The organism is Thermococcus sp. 4557, from assembly GCF_000221185.1.
In the GTDB taxonomy this organism is placed as follows: Archaea; Methanobacteriota_B; Thermococci; order Thermococcales; family Thermococcaceae; genus Thermococcus.
Genome location: NC_015865.1, coordinates 120607 through 142849, shown reverse-complemented (window position 1 = coordinate 142849; position 22243 = coordinate 120607). Strand labels below are relative to the sequence as shown.

17 protein-coding genes and 2 CRISPR repeat arrays are annotated in these 22243 nt (G+C 53.0%); of the genes, 11 read left to right on the top strand and 6 right to left on the bottom strand.

The annotated features are described in order from the left end of the window. Nucleotides 1-2 precede the first annotated feature (2 nt). On the bottom strand, nt 3-389 hold the full coding sequence (locus GQS_RS00595; protein WP_014011711.1) for a hypothetical protein: 387 nt from the start codon (nt 387-389) through the stop codon (nt 3-5). 180 nt (nt 390-569) lie between these two features. Continuing rightward, nucleotides 570-1094 (bottom strand): ferritin family protein, encoded by a 525-nt coding sequence (locus GQS_RS00590; RefSeq protein ID WP_014011710.1) that lies wholly within the window; start codon nt 1092-1094, stop codon nt 570-572. A 158-nt stretch (nt 1095-1252) separates the two neighbouring features. Here GQS_RS00590 and GQS_RS00585 point away from each other — a divergent pair, with 158 nt between their 5' ends. The 10 genes from GQS_RS00585 (at nt 1253) to GQS_RS00540 (ending at nt 16802) form a co-directional block, all read left to right on the top strand. Beyond that, complete coding sequence (locus tag GQS_RS00585; RefSeq protein ID WP_014011709.1) at nt 1253-2248, top strand: TIGR01177 family methyltransferase; 996 nt, start codon at nt 1253-1255, stop codon at nt 2246-2248. Between the two features lie 496 nt (nt 2249-2744). Then, a CRISPR array of direct repeats spans nt 2745-5303; the repeat unit is 29 nt; unit sequence GTTTCCGTAGAACAGTGTTGTGTGGAAAG. Nucleotides 5304-5446: 143 nt separating this feature from the next. After that, nucleotides 5447-6172 carry a CRISPR-associated endoribonuclease Cas6 gene (cas6, locus tag GQS_RS00580; RefSeq protein ID WP_014011707.1) on the top strand — a complete coding sequence of 242 codons (726 nt, stop codon included), beginning with the start codon at nt 5447-5449 and terminating at the stop codon, nt 6170-6172. After that, the gene (locus tag GQS_RS00575; protein ID WP_048056493.1) at nt 6165-7511 is read left to right on the top strand and encodes a hypothetical protein; all 1347 of its coding nucleotides are present in this window, start codon (nt 6165-6167) and stop codon (nt 7509-7511) included. Before cas6 ends, GQS_RS00575 begins: the two co-directional genes overlap by 8 nt. Next, a complete protein-coding gene (gene cas7i, locus GQS_RS00570) occupies nt 7508-8491 on the top strand; it encodes a type I-B CRISPR-associated protein Cas7/Cst2/DevR (protein ID WP_014011705.1) in 984 nt (327 codons plus the stop codon). The genes GQS_RS00575 and cas7i overlap by 4 nt, the downstream gene beginning before the upstream one ends. Nucleotide 8492: 1 nt before the next feature. Continuing rightward, nucleotides 8493-9179 (top strand): CRISPR-associated protein Cas5, encoded by a 687-nt coding sequence (gene cas5, locus GQS_RS00565; RefSeq protein WP_014011704.1) that lies wholly within the window; start codon nt 8493-8495, stop codon nt 9177-9179. A gap of 461 nt (nt 9180-9640) precedes the next feature. Then, nucleotides 9641-11682: direct repeats of the CRISPR family, unit length 29 nt; unit sequence GTTTCCGTAGGACAGAATTGTGTGGAAAG. A gap of 33 nt (nt 11683-11715) precedes the next feature. Further along, the gene (gene cas1b / locus GQS_RS00560; RefSeq protein ID WP_014011703.1) at nt 11716-12669 is read left to right on the top strand and encodes a type I-B CRISPR-associated endonuclease Cas1b; all 954 of its coding nucleotides are present in this window, start codon (nt 11716-11718) and stop codon (nt 12667-12669) included. Continuing rightward, nucleotides 12669-12926: a CRISPR-associated endonuclease Cas2 gene (gene cas2 / locus GQS_RS00555; protein WP_014011702.1), complete on the top strand. Its 258-nt coding sequence runs from the start codon at nt 12669-12671 to the stop codon at nt 12924-12926. Before cas1b ends, cas2 begins: the two co-directional genes overlap by 1 nt. Beyond that, the gene (gene cas4, locus GQS_RS00550; RefSeq protein WP_014011701.1) at nt 12923-13411 is read left to right on the top strand and encodes a CRISPR-associated protein Cas4; all 489 of its coding nucleotides are present in this window, start codon (nt 12923-12925) and stop codon (nt 13409-13411) included. The genes cas2 and cas4 overlap by 4 nt, the downstream gene beginning before the upstream one ends. A gap of 3 nt (nt 13412-13414) precedes the next feature. Further along, nucleotides 13415-15517 carry a CRISPR-associated helicase/endonuclease Cas3 gene (locus GQS_RS00545; RefSeq protein WP_014011700.1) on the top strand — a complete coding sequence of 701 codons (2103 nt, stop codon included), beginning with the start codon at nt 13415-13417 and terminating at the stop codon, nt 15515-15517. Between the two features lie 112 nt (nt 15518-15629). Continuing rightward, nucleotides 15630-16802: a hypothetical protein gene (locus GQS_RS00540; RefSeq protein WP_014011699.1), complete on the top strand. Its 1173-nt coding sequence runs from the start codon at nt 15630-15632 to the stop codon at nt 16800-16802. Here the strand turns inward: GQS_RS00540 and GQS_RS00535 are convergent. The 4 genes from GQS_RS00535 to GQS_RS00520 all read right to left on the bottom strand — a co-directional run bounded on the left by GQS_RS00535 (nt 16799) and on the right by GQS_RS00520 (nt 21206). After that, nucleotides 16799-17440: an alanyl-tRNA editing protein gene (locus GQS_RS00535; RefSeq protein WP_014011698.1), complete on the bottom strand. Its 642-nt coding sequence runs from the start codon at nt 17438-17440 to the stop codon at nt 16799-16801. The genes GQS_RS00540 and GQS_RS00535 overlap by 4 nt on opposite strands. Nucleotides 17441-17512: 72 nt before the next feature. Next, complete coding sequence (locus tag GQS_RS00530; RefSeq protein ID WP_014011697.1) at nt 17513-18985, bottom strand: exodeoxyribonuclease VII small subunit; 1473 nt, start codon at nt 18983-18985, stop codon at nt 17513-17515. A 114-nt stretch (nt 18986-19099) separates the two neighbouring features. Next, entirely contained in the window at nt 19100-20392 is a 1293-nt protein-coding gene (locus GQS_RS00525) for a dicarboxylate/amino acid:cation symporter (RefSeq protein ID WP_014011696.1), read from the bottom strand. Between the two features lie 103 nt (nt 20393-20495). Further along, entirely contained in the window at nt 20496-21206 is a 711-nt protein-coding gene (locus tag GQS_RS00520) for a biotin--[acetyl-CoA-carboxylase] ligase (RefSeq protein WP_014011695.1), read from the bottom strand. A 94-nt stretch (nt 21207-21300) separates the two neighbouring features. Here GQS_RS00520 and fba point away from each other — a divergent pair, with 94 nt between their 5' ends. Next, a complete protein-coding gene (gene fba, locus GQS_RS00515; RefSeq protein ID WP_014011694.1) occupies nt 21301-22146 on the top strand; it encodes a class I fructose-bisphosphate aldolase in 846 nt (281 codons plus the stop codon). Nucleotides 22147-22243: the final 97 nt, after the last annotated feature.

Genomic DNA, 22243 nt, shown 5'->3' with positions numbered 1-22243 from the left:
ACTCAGCTTTCTTCAGTTGTACTTGTGTAAGCAACCCCAGGGACCCAGGTTATCTCGGCGTAGATGGTCTTGGGCCAGAAGGGGCACCAGCCGGTGGCGGCTACTTGGGCAGAGTCCCAAGCGTATCCGGCCGGTGGGGTTGCGGTGGACGGGCTGAATTTCTTATACCAGAGCCCGCATATCCCTATACCCCTTGCATCGCCGTATATGTTGTAGAGGTAACCGGGCTGGCTCTGGCTCGCGTACCCGCTTATCCAGCAGTAGAGGCTTCCATCGTCGGTGGGCTCGTAGATGTTCTCGTCGTGGACAAGGGGGTCCCTGGTTATTGCCTCCGGCTCGTTGCCGTCCAGTGCCACGGCTACTCCTGCAAAGAACAAAACTCCCAACATAAACAGGGCCAACACCTTCCTTGGCATCGCCCCCCCAACGGGGTTTTGCACTTAATGTTACATCAATGCCGCTTATTAAGCTTTCGGTGTTCTGGAGTTTTCTGTAAACAACTTTAAAAAACAATTATGAACACGTAGAAACCTAGGTAATCATAACACGAAAAAAGAGTAAGAAGCAGGCTAGAAGTTGAAGTTTATGTCCTTCATCAGCTGGTCGTAGAACTCCTCCTTGTATATGTCGGGATAGCGCATTATGTAGTCGTACTGCTTCTTCAGGATGTTGTAGTGGTTGCGCTCCATGTCCGCGAGGATTTCCAGAATAAGCCGCGTGTTCTCGGTGGCGGCGTAGCCGGCCAGCTCGCGGTAGAGCTTCTCGCTGACCAGCTCGGCCTGCATGGAGACCTCGTAAACCTCATCGACGGTGAAGTCCGGCTTCTGAATGAGCTCCGCAAGCCTCTCGGCTATGACTCTGAACTCGCCCATGACGTCGATCTCTATTTTCTTGGGCTCCGTCCTGGCCCCTTCAAACTTCTCGGCCATCTTCTCGATTATCTCGCGGTGTTTGTCTTCCTCCCGGGCCAGAAACATCAGCTCGTCGCGTATTATGTCGCTGGTGGAGAGAGAAGCGAGCTTCTCGTAGGCTTCCTTGGCCCGTATCTCCGCGTTTATGGCAATCTCAAAAACCTCTTTGTCAGTTATCTCCATAGGAAATTCACCGATATAACATTCACCCAGCACCCTATTAACGTTTCGCAGGTAGATGATTTACAAACTTAATCGCGCCGATGGAACGGCCCGGCCCACCCCCTGGAATAACGGCCGAAGGGGAACAAGCTTAAAAACCCCCCCGAAAAGCTCCAACCATGCTCTACCTGGAAATCCTTGGAAACCTTCCGGAGATGGCAAGGGACGAAGTGAAGGCCATGCTGGAACTGGCCGGCGGAGAGATAGCCGGGCAGGACTACCTGTTCCTGAAGCTCGATGCAGATGAGACTGCCTTCCCCTACCTCGACCGGCTCGGCCTCTCTCACGAATATGGGGAGCTCATTGTGGAGGCCGACTCCATAGAGGAGCTCCTCCGGAAGGCCGAAGAGGTGGACTGGCCGATTAAAGGAACCTTTAAGGTCGACACCGAGACCATGGCCAACTGCAGGCACGACGTTCTCGACCTGCCCAGGAAGCTCGGCGCGGTTATTCACGCCCAGGGCTTCAGGGTAAACCTTTCGAAGCCGGACACGCTCGTCCGGGTTTACTGCGGCGAGAAAGTCTACGCCGGGATAAGGCTCCGCTTCTTCGACCCCAAGGACTTTGAGGGCAGAAAGGCCCACCACAGGCCGTTTTTCAGGCCGATTTCTCTCCACCCGAGGGTCTCCCGCGCGCTGGTGAACCTCACGAAGGCCACCCGGGAAATCCTCGACCCCATGATGGGCGCCGGCGGAATCCTCATGGAGGCGGGACTGCTCGGCCTTAAGGTCTATGGAGTCGATATACGGCCGGAGATGGTTGAAGGTGCGGAGATGAACCTCAGGCACTACGGGATGAGGAACTACGAGCTCAAACTCGGCGATGCGACGAGGCTGAAGGAGCTGTTTTCGGGGAAGAAGTTCGAGGCCGTCGCCACCGACCCGCCCTACGGGACCTCCGCAACCCTCGCAGGCAGGGAGAGGGACGAGCTGTACAGGAAGGTGCTGGAGAGCATCTACGGTGTCCTTGAGGGGGGCGGAAGGCTGGCGATAGCATTCCCAACGAGCTTCGACGGGGAGGCGGAAGCTGAAAAGGTGGGCTTCAAACTGGTAGGAAAGTACTACCAGCGCGTGCACAAGAGCCTCGAAAGGTACTTCTACGTGTTTGAGAAGTGATACACAGGGTGTCTTTCGGGGTCATGTACTTCTTATCCAGCCTAAACACTATTGGTCTGGCTTTATTCCGGCTGCAAGATGATATCATGGGGCCATCACAATTTCTGGTTCCCTCCAGCCGTCTTTGTCTCCGGTTCACCCTACTGGTAGTAACTGTCCCCTGGATGTATCCATTTTGCAGAGATGCCCCCAGGGGCACCTGCGGGGCTAAATCTCCGATGACACCACAGTTTGAACGGTTGAATGGCCCCAGTTGCAGGGGAATTTATTTTTCCGGAGATTTCAAGACCCGGATTTTCTCAAAGAGGTTTTCGATCGCAGGATTCGGGATTTTAAGCACTATAAGGTTCCAAACAATGAGTCCTGACAACCACGTAATTTCTCCGTTTCCGGGGCAGGATTTTAAATGAAACACAGTGCCACAGGTTCCCCAAGAAAGGCTTAAATACACATTCTATGATGGGAATATTTGAGAAAATAAAAGAAATCAGAGAGAGTTTCCGTAGAACAGTGTTGTGTGGAAAGCGGGGTCCCTCTCCATGCTCGCGGGTCCTTCATCGAGTTTCCGTAGAACAGTGTTGTGTGGAAAGAAATCCAAACTCCGAGCGGACCCCTCGACTTATGTATGTGTTTCCGTAGAACAGTGTTGTGTGGAAAGTGATAGCGGAGACGTCGGCCTGAGTAACGGTAAGCTGTTTCCGTAGAACAGTGTTGTGTGGAAAGAAGCATACTTCGTCGACCCAGCCTTTGAGCAGTTATTTGGTTTCCGTAGAACAGTGTTGTGTGGAAAGCACGGGGACGCCATCTTTTCACCACCCGGAGTGAACGGGTTTCCGTAGAACAGTGTTGTGTGGAAAGTAAAGGTCCTTCCGTGTGATGCTACCGCCGGCCCGAGTTTCCGTAGAACAGTGTTGTGTGGAAAGTACGCGCGCCCTCAGCGATTCAGAAATCGCCCAAATCTAGTTTCCGTAGAACAGTGTTGTGTGGAAAGACCGCACGCTTTGCAGATGGCCTCTATCGTCTTGTCGAGGGTTTCCGTAGAACAGTGTTGTGTGGAAAGAGCGGAACACATATTGATAATGAGTTGCCTCATCAACTACCGTTTCCGTAGAACAGTGTTGTGTGGAAAGAAAAAGTACCCTTCCTTTATCTTTTCATCAATAAGAAGTTTCCGTAGAACAGTGTTGTGTGGAAAGCCCATCCTCTGCGTTCACTTCCGCGTACACGTCTTTGTTTCCGTAGAACAGTGTTGTGTGGAAAGACGAACTCGGCCGCGAGGGTCCTCGGGTCCTCGGTCCGTTTCCGTAGAACAGTGTTGTGTGGAAAGACCACATCATCCACCCTCTCCCAGGGCACATGATAATGTTTCCGTAGAACAGTGTTGTGTGGAAAGAACATAATTTTCATTTAGACCCTCGCGAACTTCCGCAAGGTTTCCGTAGAACAGTGTTGTGTGGAAAGTGACCGGTATCGGGAAGGGCTGAGGAACGCCCTCATAGTTTCCGTAGAACAGTGTTGTGTGGAAAGTAATGAATACCGCCGTATTCATCACGAACACCCACGTTTCCGTAGAACAGTGTTGTGTGGAAAGATGTCCCCCACCTTGTAGCGCTTCTTGACCGGGCGGCCTGTTTCCGTAGAACAGTGTTGTGTGGAAAGACTCCTCCCGGCGCTGATGGCTCGAGCAGGGGGCTGCTTTTGTTTCCGTAGAACAGTGTTGTGTGGAAAGTTCGCCTTGTCGTCAGGAACGCCAGCAGGTCAAGAAGTTTCCGTAGAACAGTGTTGTGTGGAAAGTCCATCTGACTGGGTGTGGGTTTAGCGGGCGCGTCAGTTTCCGTAGAACAGTGTTGTGTGGAAAGGACGGCCGCCTCGCCGGGTGGACTTCCATCACATCGAGTTTCCGTAGAACAGTGTTGTGTGGAAAGGCGGGTGGGGTGCATCTAACGGAAGCATTACGACGTTGTTTCCGTAGAACAGTGTTGTGTGGAAAGTGTAAACATCGAGCTTATAACCGGCCGGCTCCTTTCCGTTTCCGTAGAACAGTGTTGTGTGGAAAGTTTTTGCAATTGCATTCCACACAGCGGCCCGTATCTCTGTTTCCGTAGAACAGTGTTGTGTGGAAAGTCGTAGCATTATACAATAATTACAGCCGGATAAGGGCGGTTTCCGTAGAACAGTGTTGTGTGGAAAGTCCTAACTGAGGCCCTCGGCCTAACTGATACTATGGTTTCCGTAGAACAGTGTTGTGTGGAAAGTTGGACTACCTGCAAACCCCGTCTGATGCCCTACCATGTTTCCGTAGAACAGTGTTGTGTGGAAAGTCAAAGCTCACGTATGAGTAATTGGAGTACGCTGCATCGAGTTTCCGTAGAACAGTGTTGTGTGGAAAGCAGGTTTCCTTAGCCTCTTCCACATGGCGCAGGGCGGTTTCCGTAGAACAGTGTTGTGTGGAAAGACGCGCTCGCCGTCGAGCTTCTCAACGTCGCAGTAGTGTTTCCGTAGAACAGTGTTGTGTGGAAAGAGCGTCTCGGTGAGGATTTTCCCCGGCCCTATCCTGTTTCCGTAGAACAGTGTTGTGTGGAAAGTGATTCTAAGGAGGATTGAGGAATGACGCGCTGGGCTCAGCTCGTTTCCGTAGAACAGTGTTGTGTGGAAAGCATGACCCGATGGAACGCGCCCTTTGCATGCTCTAGTTTCCGTAGAACAGTGTTGTGTGGAAAGGCAGGAGGCCAGCGGTGCTTTACTCGGGTGGAAAGGAGTTTCCGTAGAACAGTGTTGTGTGGAAAGACGCCTTCCCTCGCAAGAAGGAGTACACGGTGAAGGAGTTTCCGTAGAACAGTGTTGTGTGGAAAGCTCGCCCCTACGTTCGCGTTGACAACTCCAAAGTTCTCGTTTCCGTAGAACAGTGTTGTGTGGAAAGGATACTCGTCCGAGAGGAACAGGATGAGCGTTTCGAGGCGTTTCCGTAGAACAGTGTTGTGTGGAAAGAGTAAAACTTAGTAATTGGGGGCCTGGCACATGGTGAGGTTTCCGTAGAACAATATTGTGCGAAAAGGAAACCCTCCACATAATTACCCCCTATGGTTCTACACACCTACAGTGCAGAGTGAGATTCAATGACTCACGGTGCATAGACAAGTTTATAAGTAGGACGTTTAAATTCACATCTGCACTTACAATGAGCATCAGGTGCATATTATGAGGCTCAAAGTGTCCTTTAGGGCACCCTCTGATACCGGCCCCCTCCGCCCCAACAAGCACGCGGTGCAGGGCTTCATATACAACATGCTGAAAGGTACTGAGTACGGCGCCAGACACGATCAGCCCCGTTTCAAGTTCTTCACGTTCTCTGACTTCTTCAAGGAGAACTCCAGATGGACGTTCCTTGTATCATCACCCGATAGAGACTTCATAAGGGCCCTGTACTCGGCGATCAAGGAGAAGGACAGACTGTACATCGGCACCCACGAGCTTTATCTGGCCGAACTCAGGAAGTTCAACCTCCCGTTAAAGAATCGCTTTCAGACGGGTTCCCCGGTGGTTCTGTACCTGGACGCAGAGGCAAACGAGTATTTCAAGCTCCATGCCCACCGTGACCTCACATTCTTCCTTGAAAGGCTCAAGGAAAACGCAGAGAAGAAGTACAACGCATTCTATGACGACGATTTCATACTGGAGGGGCCGATATTCGACAGGATGATACCAAAAGTCCGAAAAAACGGCAAGCTCGACGTGTACGTCAAGGTTGTCAAAAACGGTGTTCCATTCCCGGTAATAGGTTCCAACTGGGAGCTCCTTGAGAGGGACAGAATCCGGCCCTCTGAAAGGCGCTTTTACCGCTTCATAATGGACACCGGCCTGGGTGAAAAGAACAGTCTCGGGTTCGGCTTTTTGAACCCGATTCGGGGTGGTAACAGTGCTTGACGCGTACCTAAGGAATGGAGAGCTGTTTCTGAAGGAGAGCGGGATAGGTGACCTCGACCCAGAAACCATCTCAAGGGTTTATCTTGAGCCCATTCGAGAGATGGCAAACGATGTGTCCATAACATCCGACAAAGACGCCATTGCCCTTCTAAGACGGTTTGGGTTTGAACTATCTGGGAAGACTAAAGAACTCCTCCCGGGATTGACAGGTGGTAAAAATGGCATCTGCTCTCTTTGTGGGCGAGAAACTACGGTAGTTCCAAACAGGGCGTTCATATTTCCGTTCGAGAGAAAGATCGACTCAATAGTTGATGAGAACAACAGATTGGCACTCTGTCAAGAACATGCATTCAAGATTTATTCCGGGATGGCATACCTGTATACCGTTCCCACAGGCAACGCAACTTTGAGATTCTTCTTCGACGCCCCTGAGAGGGAGCTCAAGAGGTTCAAGAGGACGTTTAAGGACGATTTCTGGAGGGAAAAGTTCAGGGTTGGAGTCCAGGAAAAAAACGGGAAGAAGAAGTATTCCCTTAGAGTGAGTCTAGCCCTGAGTAGATACCACCCAAACGAGGCGTTCTTTGCAGTTCTCCACGAGTTCGTCAAGTTCCTCAAAAACAGACGGATGCTGAAGGAGACTGTGGAGATAGGCAGGACCGTAAGAACTTACATGGTATACGGCTCTGGCCAGTTTTACAGGGAAAATGTAATCGAAGGAACGACGCTTGAGAAGCTCATAGGATTCCTAGACAGGCTCCAGAACGCAGGCAGGGAGACCCAGTGGGGAAAAAGGCACCTCGAAAAATGGGACTCGGCAGTCGTCATGTTCTATGAGAGCCTTGAAGTCCCGCGGAACAAAAAGGACCGTTCCAAGAACTTCCTTGAGCGGGAAGAATTCCTGAGGAAACTTTTGGAGGGGAGTTTTGATTTCGTTCTCCTGAACGGCATTTTCATGGAGAGGGTCAAGCACAAGCTCCCCCTACCGCCGTATTACCACGCGTGGACACGCTCCTACCTGGAGGTATTTGGGGGTGATGTTGTGGACGTCAAGACTTTTGAACAGGTGAACGGCCTGGGATACAGCCTGGGGATGAAGATGAAGGGGACCAACCTCGAGCGCTATCAGTGGGAACTCTTCAGGGCAAGGGGCTTTGAAGAGTTCATGAACAAGCTCGTCGAGCTTCAGGCCAAGCTGGAGGAGAGCCTCGACCTGAGGCCGATCTATGAAAACCAGAAGGAGTGGAAGACCATGAAGGCCATACTGCTGAACGGAATGCTGAACGCCCTTCACGGGGCGGATAAGAAGCCGAAGGATAAGGGCACGGGGGGATCCTCATGAAAGCCATCGAGATTGTGACCCTGACCAAGGTGGAGGGGGCAAATCTGAACTCCAACGGAACAGAGGGCGTTATAGCGGTCCTCAAGAAGATTCGCGACCCCATTGATGGCCGAGAGTATGTCCGTGTCTCCGGCCAGAGCGTCAAGTACCATCTAAGGCAGCTCCTGAAGGAGCTCGGCTGGGAGCTGAGCCAGGTTGTACCAAAGAGCGAAGGTGGGCAGAAGGTCATAGTATCCCTCGGAGAACCGGAAAAGTACATAGACGACGACATCTTCGGCTACATGATAGCCAAGAAAGTGAACAATAAAAACGCAACGCTCAGGAGAACCGCAGTGGTAAGAACCAACGGTATGATATCCATATTCCCCTATCAGGAGGACAGGGACTTCGGAGTTCGCTACGACCCGAGCGGAGACAACCACAACATATACGAGACAGAGATAACCACAAACGTCATGCGCGGCAACTTCTTCATCGAGCTCGACAGGCTTGGCGTCTTCAAAGAGGGCCTCGAAGTCCCAAAGCTTGAGGGTCTTGAGGTCAGGAAAGAAAAGGACGCCACGGGGAAAGAGGTTACATTCTACATCCTTCCAAAGCTGGAACGTGAGAAGAGACTGAGGGCGCTCCTTGCGGCCATAATGCAGTACCACGGGGGTGCAAAGCTCAGCAACTTCTTTACCAAAGTTTATCCCGAGATCATGGTCGTGGCCCTGCTGAAGAGGAAAGTCCCGGCAATAGGTGATGCATTAGCTGTGAAGCCAGGCTACGTCGATGGGAAGCTGGTAATTGACGTGGACAGGCTGAGGGAGACTGTAGAAACCTTCGAGGACAACATCGAGAAGCTTTACATAGGACTCTTCGAGAGCCGCTTCGCCAACGTAGATGAGCTGAGAAATTCATTCAGCGACATGGACAACGTAGAGATACTGAGCATGAAGGCGCTGAGGGAGAGGCTTGAAGAACTTGAACTCGGTGAGTAACGTGCTGGGCCTCGTTCTTGAGGTCAGACCCCTGCAGGCACATTTCAGGATACCCTATAACTCCCTACTCCTCGACAGCTACCCATTCCCACCAAGGACGACTGCCATAGGTCTAGTGGCTGGGGCTATGGGGCTCCCAGAGGGTGGTTACAGAGAACTGCTTAAAGAAATGAGGTACGGGGTAATAGTAGAGGATCCAGGGGTCAGAGTTGAGGAAAAGGCAGCAATATTCAAAAGTCCCGACTCCCCTCTCTATCCAATAACTAAGGTCCTCTTCCACAAACCGCGGTATCGCATGTTTTTCGCCGGGGACGATGATCTGATAGAGAGGGCCTACGACTCCCTCATCGATCCCGTTTTCACCCCGTATCTTGGGGATAGCGAGAGTCTCATGTATCCAGCGAAGAGAGACTACGTCCGTATCGTGGAAGTCAATGATGGCAAAGAATCCATCCTGCGGAGCATTATACCAGGCGACGAGTACACCAAAGGTGCTAGGTTTGTCCTCATGAAGAGAACCAATCTGACCCCCAGGGAGTATAGGATGCCCGTCGACTTCACCTACGGCAGGGGAAAAGGACGAAGGGCGGTTTACAGGAAAGTGGTAGCGTTTGCAGGGGGATACGTTGAGCTGGCCAACCCCATCGATGTGCTACTCTTTGATGGAGAACCTGTGTTCGCTCTTTGATTTTTTCAGTTTTACCTTTGTCGCGTCTATTTTGTTATATAAATCGACCATACCAGAGAACTAATGGTAAGAAGGCAAAAACGGGTTTTTCAAATGTGGGGTGTGGGGGGCTTCTGCGGGTGTCCGCTGGATTGGGGAGAATGGGAATACTGCTATCTATCCCCCAGTTTTTAAAACAACGCTAGGACGGGAGAGGTTGAACCCTCAACCGCACATTGGAGGGCGGTATCACGTTATTAAACGCCAAAGGGGAATAGTTTAACCCTCAGACCAGTTTCGATTACACCAATTGCAATATAAGGACAGTATGAGGCTTCAATGGCCAAGATACTGGATCACATGCCGTTTTAGTTTGTGTATCAGGTTTATAAACAGCCAGCGATGTTACGGATTCTCGGAGAAAACATTAAATAGAGAGTCTCAGGATAGTTTATTGTACAATACAAGGAGAAAAAGAGAAAGTTTCCGTAGGACAGAATTGTGTGGAAAGGCGAACTACATCGAGAACATAAGCGAGGACTACGAGAGTTTCCGTAGGACAGAATTGTGTGGAAAGTGTAATTCCTCAGGCGGCGGCCGATGACCTCAGGGAAGTAGGTTTCCGTAGGACAGAATTGTGTGGAAAGATTATCCCTTAGACCAAAATAAACTTCATTGTTGTCATGTTTCCGTAGGACAGAATTGTGTGGAAAGTTGGCCTTCTTCACATTCAGGTGCTTCTCAAAGTTCTGTTTCCGTAGGACAGAATTGTGTGGAAAGAGGACCGCCGCCCTATACTCTCCGCAAAAACACACCGGGTTTCCGTAGGACAGAATTGTGTGGAAAGAGGACCTCCTTCTTCTTTTCCTCGTCGTCCGATGCAGCCAATGTTTCCGTAGGACAGAATTGTGTGGAAAGACAACCTCATTCACCTATCCTCACCTCCCATCTTTTGTTTCCGTAGGACAGAATTGTGTGGAAAGTAACTTCCCAGAACCGCCCGAACCGTGGGAGGAGTAGTTTCCGTAGGACAGAATTGTGTGGAAAGGGAAGTCGTCTAGTGCCTCCAAATGCTCAACTTTCTCTGTTTCCGTAGGACAGAATTGTGTGGAAAGCCGTCCTCGAAATCGGCGTAACCTCCTCGGTAGTGAACAGTTTCCGTAGGACAGAATTGTGTGGAAAGCGCCGTGTTCCCTCATGCTCACGACGACGGCCGCGGGTTTCCGTAGGACAGAATTGTGTGGAAAGCGCCGTGTTCCCTCATGCTCACGACGACGGCCGCGGGTTTCCGTAGGACAGAATTGTGTGGAAAGAAGTGGTTGCTAATCGTCCGCAAGCTCGCCCATAAGCGTTTCCGTAGGACAGAATTGTGTGGAAAGAGGGTGATTGGGTGGTCCGGGTCGGCGTTATCGCTTTCCTGAAGTTTCCGTAGGACAGAATTGTGTGGAAAGAGCTCCTCAAGCGTGCGCCTAATCGCCTCTTCTCTGTTGTTTCCGTAGGACAGAATTGTGTGGAAAGACTCCGTCCACTCTGAGGACCCTTCAGTTATCCCAGGTTTCCGTAGGACAGAATTGTGTGGAAAGTGCCCGGAGCGTATGTCGACTTGTGGGTGACAAGGGTTTCCGTAGGACAGAATTGTGTGGAAAGTACCACCCCCGAAGTTTTGTCGTTAGAACTATGTTCGTTTCCGTAGGACAGAATTGTGTGGAAAGCCAGGCTCATGTGGTCCATCAGTAGCGAGGCCACCGGGTTTCCGTAGGACAGAATTGTGTGGAAAGTCAAGGTGGCTGAAGAGTTAGGCGACCTTTTGCAAATCGTTTCCGTAGGACAGAATTGTGTGGAAAGATCTCCACCACTATGTACACCGGTTCCGGCGTCGGTTCCCGTTTCCGTAGGACAGAATTGTGTGGAAAGAAAACTTTTCTCCCCCTGCGCCCACAGCCTGCATGTTTTGGTTTCCGTAGGACAGAATTGTGTGGAAAGAGGTTCGAGAGTTCGGAAATGGGTTATTCCAACGTCTTGTTTCCGTAGGACAGAATTGTGTGGAAAGGAGGAGGTCGGGAGCCAATGAGCGAGGAGAAACCGCTTTTTGGTTTCCGTAGGACAGAATTGTGTGGAAAGAGGTTGGCGAAAAGGGCCTTTGCCTCGTCGTTGGTCGGGGTTTCCGTAGGACAGAATTGTGTGGAAAGTGGAACGTATGACATGGGGATAACCTCGGACCCTCTGTTTCCGTAGGACAGAATTGTGTGGAAAGAGGAGTTTGAGGAGAAGGAAAGGCTCGCGGTCCTCGAAGTTTCCGTAGGACAGAATTGTGTGGAAAGAATAACCTGCCATACAACCGTGCTTGTGGGTCAGAGGAATAGTTTCCGTAGGACAGAATTGTGTGGAAAGCAGAGACCCCCGCACCCACGACTGCTTTTGGTATGACGTTTCCGTAGGACAGAATTGTGTGGAAAGCTATGGGTAACCGACGACGCCCAAACCGGCTTTTGTAGGTTTCCGTAGGACAGAATTGTGTCCAATAAGAAGCTTAAGCAAAACCCCGGTTGGTGGTTTCATGAAACGGCCGGTGTATATCACCCAGATGGGGATACTCGAAAGGAGGGGCAATACTCTATTCTTCGAGAACGAGAACGGCAAGAAAGCCATCCCCATAAACTCCACCAGCGAAATACACTGTTTCAAACCCGTGACTTTAACGAGCGGGGCTATAAAACTTCTCTCAGAGAAAAATGTCCCTGCCCACTTCTACAACAAGTACGGCTATTATAGGGGTTCGTATATGCCGATTGAGGGGCAGATAAGTGGAACGGTCGTAATAAAACAGGCCGAGCACTACCTCGACCCGGAAAAGCGCATCTACATAGCCTCTCAGTTCCTGGGGGGGATAAAAGCCTCGATGGTGGCTTTTCTGAAATCACAGAGGGCGGATTATGGCACCATCTCGGAAATCGAGGTTAAGGGTGAAACGCCCACCGAGCTGATGGGGGTCGAGAGCCAGTTGTGGAGGGAGTTCTACGGGGTGTATTCCACCATGCTCAAACACTTCGAGTTTAATGAAAGAAATAGAAGGCCTCCCCGCGATGAGGTGAACGCCATGATAAGCTACGGGAACTCGGTTCTCTACACGGTGGTGCTCTCGGAGATTCGGAAGACATACCTCCATCCGGCCATCAGCTTCCTCCACGAGCCTCTGGAGCGGAGGTATTCGCTGGCACTTGACATTGCAGATATATTCAAGCCGATAATCGTCTTCAGAGTTATTCTCCGACTCGTCAACAGGCGACAGATACGGAAAGAACACTTCGATAGGGACGTTGGGGTGATGATGAACAGGGAGGGGCTCAGAATATTTATCGAGGAACTCAACGGAGAACTCAACAGGAAGGTTCTCCATCCACGATTCAAGAGGAAGGTATCGATTCGATACATGGTTCGCCTGGAAGGATACTCCCTTGTGAGGCACCTCCTGGGGGACAGCAAATACAGATCACTGCGGGCGTGGTGGTGATGTACGTAATAATCGTTTACGATGTTGACGTGAGGAGGGTTGGCAAGGTTCACCGCTTTCTGAGGACACACCTTCACTGGCGCCAGAACAGCGTCTTTGAAGGAGAAGTCGGCAAAGCCCAGCTCTATGAGATAAAACGAACCCTCGAAAGCATGATCGAGGGAGATGACTCCGTGCTGATATACGAACTGCCGCGCGGGGACTTCACGCTCCACGTCATCGGGATTGATAAAAGCCCCGTGGGGGAGATAATTTGAGGATAACTGGCGTCATGGTACAGTACTATTTCACATGCAAGAGGGAGCTGTGGTTCTTTTCTAGGGGGCTTCAGTTTGACGAGGAGAACGAGGACATGCTCATAGGAAGGCTCATTCACGGGGAATCGTATGAGCGGAACTGGAAGGAGGTTACTCTGGGCGACGTGAAGCTCGACGTGGTGATAAAGGGTGACGGCATTGAGGTCGTGGAAATCAAGAAAAGCTCCAGGCTGGAGGAGCCCGCCAGGTGGCAGCTGAAATACTACCTCTACTTGCTGAAGAAAGCGGGCGTTGATGCGAAAGGCGTCATGACATATCCTCGAGAAAAGAGGCGCGAGGAAGTAGAGCTGCGGGACGAGGACATACTGGCCCTCGAAAAAGCTCTGGAGGACATCGAAAGGGTTATATCCCTTGAAACACCACCTCCAGCTAAGAAAAAACCATACTGCAGAAGATGCGCTTACAGGGACTTCTGCTGGGTGTGAGATATGGAATGGGACAATTTGATAGAACTCATGAAGAGGAAGCGAGCCAAGGCCAAACCTGACAGGAGCCTCTACGACCACTCCAAGGGGGCGCAAGAAATAGCCAGAGGACTTCTGCCAAAAATCCCCCACGATGAGCGGCTCGATGAATGCCTGCTCCTTCACGTCTTCCTTCACGACATTGGAAAGCTCGATGACAGATTCCAGGCCAAACTCGATGGAAAACTGGGAAAGGCACCTCCCCACGCGTACCTCGGACTCGAGCTGGCCTCGCGGTTTCTGAACTGCCAAGAACCCTACAGGACGATAGCCCTAGCCTCAATACTAAGCCATCACTCTGACCTTCACCAAGCACTTTACAGCAACGAGATAGAGCGCGGGGAGAAACTGGTAGTTGACGGAACCACTATTTCAGAGCCCGCTGATTTCGTCTGGGAGCTCAGAGAAAGAATTCTTGGAGGGGATCTGGAGGACGACTATGACATGGATCCTGTAGAGGTCCGCGCCCTGTACACGCTCTTCAACGGTCTTCTCCGCGTTTCAGACTGGCTTGAAAGCGGGGGTTTCTCGGCGGAGACGTATCACCTGCCGGGGGGAGGAGCCGTCCGGGACCTGACCGCAGGGTATCTGAAGAATAAGGGCTTCTCGCTCAGGCCATATCAAAGGGTGGCGCTGGGCAGGGGAGGCGGATACTTCAGACTCCCGACTGGAGACGGCAAAACGGAAACCAGCCTCCTGGCAACCCCTGATGGAGCCTCTAGAGTGGTCTATTCACTCCCAACGATAACCACCACGGAGGCAATGAGGAAACGCTTTGAATCCATGTTTGGGAAGGATACGGTCTCGTTTTCCCACAGCATGCTGTTCCTGAGCCTTTACCGGAAAGGTGCCCTGGACGAGCGTCTCATTCACCGCTACGCGATGAGGCCCATCTTCGTATCAACAATCGACCAGGTTCTGCTGGCTTTCCTGAACTATCCACGCTTCCCGGTCAGGGAGTTCGCACTCAGAGGAGCGCACTGGATAATCGACGAGATACACGCCTACAGCCCGTTCACACTATCCCTTATCTTGGACGCGATTGAATACGCTATCAAATACCTAAAAGCCCATGTTACCGTAATGTCTGCTACACTGCCATCGCACGTTATTGCGGAACTGGAGGGGAGGGGGCTTCAGCCGCTAATCCCCTTAAAGAGCGTTGAGGAGCGCTACCGTTCCAGGAAGAGGGTGGATGTGAAGGTGAGGGACGAGCCGCTGATGAACGCCGTTGATGAGATCGCTGGCGAGGGCGGTAAGGTTCTGGTGGTCGCCAATACCGTAACGAGGGCCAGACACCTCTACGAGGAGCTCCGGAGAAAAAGAAAGGACGTGTACCTCTTCCATTCAAGGTTCATCAATAAGGACAAGGAAAATAAAATGGAACTCGTGGGAAAAATTGACAGGGGAATACTCGTGGCCACCCAGGTGGTCGAGGTTTCCCTTGATATAGACTACGATGTGATGTACACCGAGACCGCCCCGCTGGACTCTCTGATACAGCGCTTTGGGCGGGTCAACAGGAGGGGGCAGAAAAAAGGCAGGGTGTACATCTTCCAGCCAGAGGGCAAAAGAAAGCATCTGCCATATGACAGGGATGCATTCAAGGCAAGCCTGGCCCTTCTTGGAGAACTCGAAGGCATGGAGAGTGAGCTTCACCTTCTGGAGCTCAACGACAGGTTTTATGACGAGATATGGAATAACTATGAGGGCAAGCTCGAGGAGAGACCGCTCTTAAAAACTCTAAGGACAATAAATCGTTGGAAAAAGAGCGAAGACTGGCTATCCACGAGGGACACCTTCATGACCCTGCCGGCGATTCCACGGCCATTCATTAATACGGCCGCAGAATTTGCCTCCCGCTGGGATGAACTGTCCAGGGAGAAACGGCTGGACGCGGCGGTTTACGTGATGGAGCACACGGTGAATGTACCTATATGGGTGCTCGGGGAGGCAAGGCTCTACAGCGAGGACATCTACGAAAGATTCGGGGTTTTTGGCGTTGACGTGGACTACGACAGCGAAGTGGGGATAAAAGAGGAGAAAAAGAAGCTGATGCTATTTTAACCCTGTGCTTTCCATTCTTTATTTTCCAGGCTCTCTTCTAGCTCAGTAATAACAAGTTCCCACCAATTACTAACGCGAAAAGTTTTTATCCAGAAACAGCTTAGGGGTAACCATGAGAGCGGCCGCCCTGCTCCTCATTGCCCTGTTGATCCTCCCCGCGGTTTCAGCGTGGAACACGACGATAGAGATCAGGGAGAGGCCGTATCATGTTATCGACAGCCTCCACATCAATGCCAGCTCCCCCTGTCCCCAGTGGGTTGTTATGACACTCTTCGGGCCGGAGGAAAGTAGAACAGCCTCTTTCTTCCTCAACGGAACGGAGAAATTTTGCCTGGAAAACGTATCCCCCAGGATAATAGCGCTTGGATGGAAAAACGTGACAGTGTTCCTTGAGGCTCGCTGCCCCATCAACATCTCAATCCAGCCCGTCTATGACGTTGACGTCTGCGGCAGGGAGTACTACGTCTCCAGCTGGAGATACAGAATAGTTAGAATGCCCCTTAAGAGGGAAAGAGCCGCCTATGAAATCCAAAGCCCCCTGGAGATCGAGGCCATCTATTTTGACTCCAACAGGCTGTACGTCAATGGAACAGAGGTTACGGAGCTTCCATTGAGGGCAATCATAACAACCGAAAACGGGAGTATCGCAGTTGAACCACGTCCCCTCCACAGCGGGCTCTGGTGGTATCAGTTGGGTGGGTTCATCAGAACAAAGAACCTCACAGTAAAGCTCGAAGGAGAAGGGGCGGAATACATCGATGAAGTCTACGCGCTCGCCCTCCTACCCCAAAAGGGCTTCCCAAGTATACCCAGCTACGGAGAGGGCTACCCTCCACCGAGCTGCGGACCGGTGAGCTACCTCAGAATAAACGGAGAAGCTCTGTGGGAGGGTGAGAACTTCACCCTCTTCCGGTACAAAACAGACGATGAAAAAGAGGGAGAAATATACGTCAAGAACGGCTTCGTCTGCACAAAACTAAACGGTGGAGAGGCCTGCAGCGGGCGGCTGATACCAGGACCGTCGCATTTTGAAATCCTGTTCTCATATGGAACTCTCTACGTAATGCAGCGGGGCAGGAATTTCCTGACGTTGGAACTCCAGAGCAGCGGTATATACCCAGAGCTTTTCCTCGGGCTCCCCAGCAAAAGGCTCTACGGCATGGAGATTTACGCCAGGGATCCAGTGCCCTGGAAAGAAAAGAACAAAATCTGGCCCGCCGCGGCCATTGGAATAATCCTGGTGCTTCTGGGCGTTCTGGCTGTGGTTGTGGGGAGAAGACGCTAATCCTCGAGCCAGATTTCGAGCCTCTGCTTCCCCTTTCCGAGGCTGGAGCGCTTGAACTTCTTCAGGTGGCCTATCTCCTTTATGTCCTTAACATGGGTTCCGCCGCAGCGAATTACCTCGAAGTCCCTTATCTGGGTGTAGCGGGTCTCCCCTTCCCACCATATCTTCATCTCGCCGCCCTCGTCAACGAGCCTGTTGAAGGTCTCTATAATCTGCTCCTTCCACTGGTTCACGTTCTCGGGGTAGGTTATGTCGTAGCGGCCCTTCTGGACGTTCATGCCGCTGCCGTAGAGCTCCCACTCGCCGGGGAGAACCTCGTTCAGCACGTGCTCCAGGAGGTGCATCGCGCTGTGAATTCTCATGAGCTTGTAGCGGTAGTCCCAGTCGATTTTAAGCTCAACCTCGTCGCCGGGCTTGAACTTCTCCGGCTCCGCAACGACGTGCCAGACGTTTCCTCCCTCGTCCTTGTAGACGTCCAGAACCTCAACGCCGTTTATCGTCCCCCTGTCGTGGGGCTGGCCGCCGCCGGTCGGGTAGAATACCGTCTGGTCGAGGAGAAGGGCGTTCTCCTTGACTTCAAGAACCTTCGCCTTCGCTTCCCTCAGGTAGGCATCCTCGTAGTAGAGCTTGCGCGTCATCCTGACCACCACCCAAAATTGGAGCGCTCCCTTAAATGGGTATCGAAACGTGGAAGAAAGGAAGAAAGAAGCTCAGCGCCTCTTCCAGAAGGCCACCGCCAGGACCACGATAAGCGCCGCAACGATGACCGCGGCCATCTTCTGGGTGTCGCTCATTCCCCCGTTGGATTCCTCGGCCGGCAGGGTGTACCTGACCGTTGCGCTGGTGCGGTTGGCGAGGAGGGCCTTCACGTCCTCCGGCTGGGCGCCGTAGCGGATGTAAACGTTGGAGACTATCTCCAGGGTGTTCCCCCTGCGGACAACGGTCATGGTAAAGCGGTTGCCCTTGACCTCGGTGCTGACGTTGTCGGGCACCTCGATGAACTCCCCGCCGTCGGTCAGGTTGAGGGTGAGGTGCAGGGTGTTGTTTACCTCGTACTCGCTCCTGCCCTGGAGGCTCTGGGCCATTCCCATCGTTGGATCAAAGGTGTAGACGTATGATCCGTTCTCGTACTTCGTGAAGTTCCTCAGCATGTACTCCGCGTCGATGACGAGGGGCGCGGTTGTCTCGTTGAGTCCGAGGATGGTTACCTTACCACCATCCACTATGGCTCCCTGGTAACCGAGCGCAAGGGAGTACGTCCTGAGTATGTACTCAGTAACGTTCTGAACCCCGTACGATACTATCTCGACCTTTCTGGCGATGACGTCCCTGAGGGGCTCCACGTATTCGTCCTTCATGTGCAGCCTGACGGTGCCGTTGGAGTACACGTTAAGGGTAACGTACTCGTTGGTTATGCTCTTCTCATAGTGCTCGACTCCCTCGTAGGGGGTCTTATAGCGGATGTAGTAGTCCCCATAATCCCCGAAGAGGGAGTTAAGCCCATCCGGGGTCAGCCAGGGCTCGAGGTATATGCGGGAGCGAACGATGACGGTATCGCCCTCAGCACTCGACTCGACCGCAAACCTGCTCTGGTTGTACTGCTTGACGAAGGGTTTGGGGTAGCTCAGGAGCGTCGCGTTGGGTGGAAGGACAACTATGAACGTGTTGTTGGCCTCGATTCCAAAGGGGAACCCCGTATCGGGGACCATCATGGAGCCGTATCCCCTGGTCGGGTCGATCCAGAGCTCCCAGTAGTGATCATACGAGTAGTACCTGGCATAGTCGAGGGCTATCGCGTTGAAGACGAGGGTTATGTTGTTGCCCTCCTCTATGCCGTAGGACTTCATGCTCTCGTTCACCAGCTTTACCCCGGCCTGGGCGAGTCCCTGGATGTACCTGGCGAGCTGCTCCTGCTCGAACTTCTCTATGGCCTCCTCCATCGTCATGTTGCCGTTCTGGGTCTCGTTGAGGATCTTCTCTATCTGCTTCTCGATCTCCTCCTTCGGTCCCAGCCAGACGCTCGTCATGGTGATGTTGGCGCTGCCGTTGGGCAGAACGATTATCTTGAACGTGAAGTCCTGCTTGTAGACCACGGGGGCCGTATCCCCGGCAAGCCCGAAGTTCGGGCCAACGAGAGACGTCAGAAGAATCGCCGCAAAAATAACCGCAAAGACTCTTTTCATTACACACTACCTCCATTCAATCTGTACCGGTAGTTAGCGCCACGTTGAAGTATTTAACTTTATCCCATCGTCTGATCGGTCAGAAGAAACTTGAAAGAGAAAAGGAGGCGGGGCTCACTCCGCCCACTTCGACTCGTCCAGCTCTCCCTCGGTCTTGGCCACGATCGTCGTTCCCGCGAGATCGCCGGTGACGTTCACCATCGTCCTGCCCATATCGAGGATGGCGTCGATTCCGAGTATCATGGCGTAGGCCAGGGCAACCGGACTTCCGGCGGTGAGGTCGAGACCGACGCTCTGGAGAACCATGGCGAGCATTATCGCCCCCGCACCCGGAACTCCTGCCGTTCCTATCGAGGCCAGAACGGCGGTCAGAACGACGATGAGCTGCTGGCTCAGGGAGAGTGGCTGACCGATGGCGTATGCGACGAACAGGACCGTAACTCCCTGGTAGAGCGCGGTTCCGTCCATGTTTATCGTCGCGCCGAGGGGCAGCGTGAAGGAGAATATTCCCCTGTCGATGCCCATTCCCTCCTCCGCAACGCGCATCGTAACCGGCAGCGTTCCGCTGGAGCTCCTCGTGACGAAGGCAGTCAGCATGGCGTCCTTTGCCCTTTTGAGGAACTTCACCGGGTCGATGCCAAAGATCTTGAGCAGGACGGCATAAACAAGCAGTATCTGGAGAATCAGACCAACATAAACGGCCAGAACGACCGTTGTCAGCGGGCCGATGACCTTCGTGCCCTGAATCGCCATGACGTAGGCTATGAGCGCGAAGACACCTATCGGTGCGTACTGCATGACACCCCCGACTATGAGATACATCGCCTCGGCGAGACCGTCAAAGGCCCTGAGAAGCGTCGTTCCGGCGGCCCTAAGCCTCTCGTCCTCCCTGTTGATGAGGTACGTGAGGGCTATTCCGAGGACTATCGCAAAGAATATCGTCTGAAGGACCGCACCGCTGGAGAGCGACTCAAATGGGTTCGTCGGCACTATGTTCAGGAGGGTGTCAATCAGGGACGGCGGCTGGGCCTCGATGGCCTTACCTGTGCCGGTTCCGAGGTCAACTCCCCTCCCCACATGGAAGAGGTTGCCCATGAGCAGGCCGAAGAACACCGCAAACGCCGAGGTAAACAGGTAGTAAACGACGATCTTGACGCCAACACGGCCCAGCCTGGCGGGGCTGATGCTCGATGCACCCACCACAAGGGACGCGAGGATTATTGGCATGACGAGCATCTTCAGGAGCCTGACGAAGAGGTCGCCGAAGGGCTTTACGTATGTCTCAACGGCGTCCTGCCAGCCGAAGTGAGCCGCCACCAGGCCGAACACTGCACCCAGAATGAGGCCCCAGAGTATCTTCCAGAGAACCGGGTAGTCCAGATACCTCCTCAGAAGTCCCTTTCCCACTGTTCCACCCCCTTTATTGGGCTGACTGATTGCCAGCAAAATCAATCAGTTCGAGATGATATATTAATTTTATCCGCTAAATATTGACAAAATGGCAAAGAACTTAGAAGAACCTTAGCGAAACGTCCCCATACAGGATTCTCCTTAACTGTCCGTCAATGCTCATGAGTAATGAGCCATCATCCAGTATGTCCAGTGCTATGCCAGAGATTTTCTCATCACCTTCGGTTACGGTGACAACCTTCCCCAGTATGAACGCCCTCTCGCGAACCTTCGCCATCAGCAGGTCCGGCCTCTCGAGGAAAACCCTATACCATCCCCCCAGATGGAACAGGAGCCTCTCGAGAACAGCGTCGAGCGGCAGCTCCCTGCCCGTAAACTGCACCATCGACACAGCGTTTTCCCTGAGCTCCTCGGGGATGGCGTTGTTCACGTTGAGGCCTATTCCCAGTATGCTGTACTCGCCGGCCTTCCCCTCGGTAAGTATTCCCGATATCTTTCTGCCTCCCGCCCACACGTCGTTGGGCCACTTTATCCCTGACTCTATCCCAAAGTCCGCGAGCGTATCGACGACCGCCAGCGCCCCGACGAAGACGAGCCTTGGATCGACCCTGGGGGGCTTGAGGACAACGCTCATCCAGAGCCCGCCCTCCGGGGACGCCCAGGAGCGGCCCTTCCTGCCCCTTCCCGCGGTCTGTTTCTTCGCCACGACAACAGTTCCCTCCGGGACATTTCGGGCTATTCGCTTCGCGTACTCGTTGGTGGAGTCAACCTCGTCCAGGGTTATGATCTTTCTTCCGATGATGCGCTCCATTTCCACCACCGGGGTGATTTCCTGGAACACCTTAAACAACCTTCGCCCAAAAACCTTAAATCCCCAAATGAATATATCACTCCCGGTGATTAGTATGGATGCATACCAGAACGTGGGCATAAAGAGGAGGATGAAGCGCTTCTTCAGGAGGGACGGAAGGGCCCTCATCTTCGCCATGGATCACGGCTTCGAGCACGGGCCGACGGACTTCGAGGAGCACTGGGAGCACGTCAACCCGAGGATCATCATAAAGAAAGTCATGAGGGCCGGAATCGACGGCGTTATGATGCTCCCTGGCCTCGCGAGGATTGCCGGCAACGACGTGAAGCCCGACAGGGGTCTGATGATCAAGCTCACCAGCAAGACCAACCTCCGCCCGAAGGACGACCAGCTCCTCCAGAGCCAGCTCGGCTACGTTGAGGACGCGGTGAAGCTCGGCGCCGATGCAATAGCCGCGACCGTCTACTGGGGCAGCCCGCAGGAAGACGTTATGATGCGCCAGTTCGCGGAGATAGCGAGCTACGCCCACGACCTCGGCTTTCCGGTCGTCCAGTTCGCCTACCCGCGCGGACCGTACATAAACGAGAAGTACGGGAAGAAGGAAGACTACCGCGTCGTCATGTACGGTGCCAGGGCGGCCGTTGAGAGCGGCGCGGACATGATAAAGACCTACTGGACCGGCTCGAGGGAGACCTTCGCCAAGGTTGTCGATGCGGCAGCCGGAGTTCCCGTTCTCCTCAGCGGCGGGGCAAAGACCGAGGACCCCGTGGACTTCCTCAAGCTCGTCTGGGACGTCATAGAGGCCGGCGGAGCCGGGGCGGTCGTTGGAAGGAACATCTTCCAGCGCGAAGACCCCGAGCCGTTTATAAAGGCACTCCTCCGCGTCGTCCACCGCAACGAGGACCCGGAGGAGGCGGCGAAAGCCGAGGGGCTCCTCTGAGCCTTCAGCAGTTTTCAACTTTTTCTTTCGCGGCACTGTTTCGTCTTCTGTCGAATTTCTCTCCCCCGAACGTCGTTAGACTTTTAAATGGCCGACT

Bases quoted from the DNA above. Each gene is read 5' to 3' on its own strand.
- GQS_RS00590 (WP_014011710.1), bottom strand. From the start codon at position 1,094: ATGGAGATAACTGACAAAGAGGTTTTTGAGATTGCCATAAACGCGGAG.
- cas1b (WP_014011703.1), top strand. From the start codon at position 11,716: ATGAAACGGCCGGTGTATATCACCCAGATGGGGATACTCGAAAGGAGG.
- GQS_RS00530 (WP_014011697.1), bottom strand. From the start codon at position 18,985: ATGAAAAGAGTCTTTGCGGTTATTTTTGCGGCGATTCTTCTGACGTCT.
- GQS_RS00535 (WP_014011698.1), bottom strand. From the start codon at position 17,440: ATGACGCGCAAGCTCTACTACGAGGATGCCTACCTGAGGGAAGCGAAG.
- fba (WP_014011694.1), top strand. From the start codon at position 21,301: ATGGATGCATACCAGAACGTGGGCATAAAGAGGAGGATGAAGCGCTTC.
- cas6 (WP_014011707.1), top strand. From the start codon at position 5,447: ATGAGGCTCAAAGTGTCCTTTAGGGCACCCTCTGATACCGGCCCCCTC.
- cas2 (WP_014011702.1), top strand. From the start codon at position 12,669: ATGTACGTAATAATCGTTTACGATGTTGACGTGAGGAGGGTTGGCAAG.
- GQS_RS00545 (WP_014011700.1), top strand. From the start codon at position 13,415: ATGGAATGGGACAATTTGATAGAACTCATGAAGAGGAAGCGAGCCAAG.
- GQS_RS00585 (WP_014011709.1), top strand. From the start codon at position 1,253: ATGCTCTACCTGGAAATCCTTGGAAACCTTCCGGAGATGGCAAGGGAC.
- GQS_RS00595 (WP_014011711.1), bottom strand. From the start codon at position 389: ATGTTGGGAGTTTTGTTCTTTGCAGGAGTAGCCGTGGCACTGGACGGC.
- cas7i (WP_014011705.1), top strand. From the start codon at position 7,508: ATGAAAGCCATCGAGATTGTGACCCTGACCAAGGTGGAGGGGGCAAAT.
- GQS_RS00520 (WP_014011695.1), bottom strand. From the start codon at position 21,206: ATGGAGCGCATCATCGGAAGAAAGATCATAACCCTGGACGAGGTTGAC.
- GQS_RS00540 (WP_014011699.1), top strand. From the start codon at position 15,630: ATGAGAGCGGCCGCCCTGCTCCTCATTGCCCTGTTGATCCTCCCCGCG.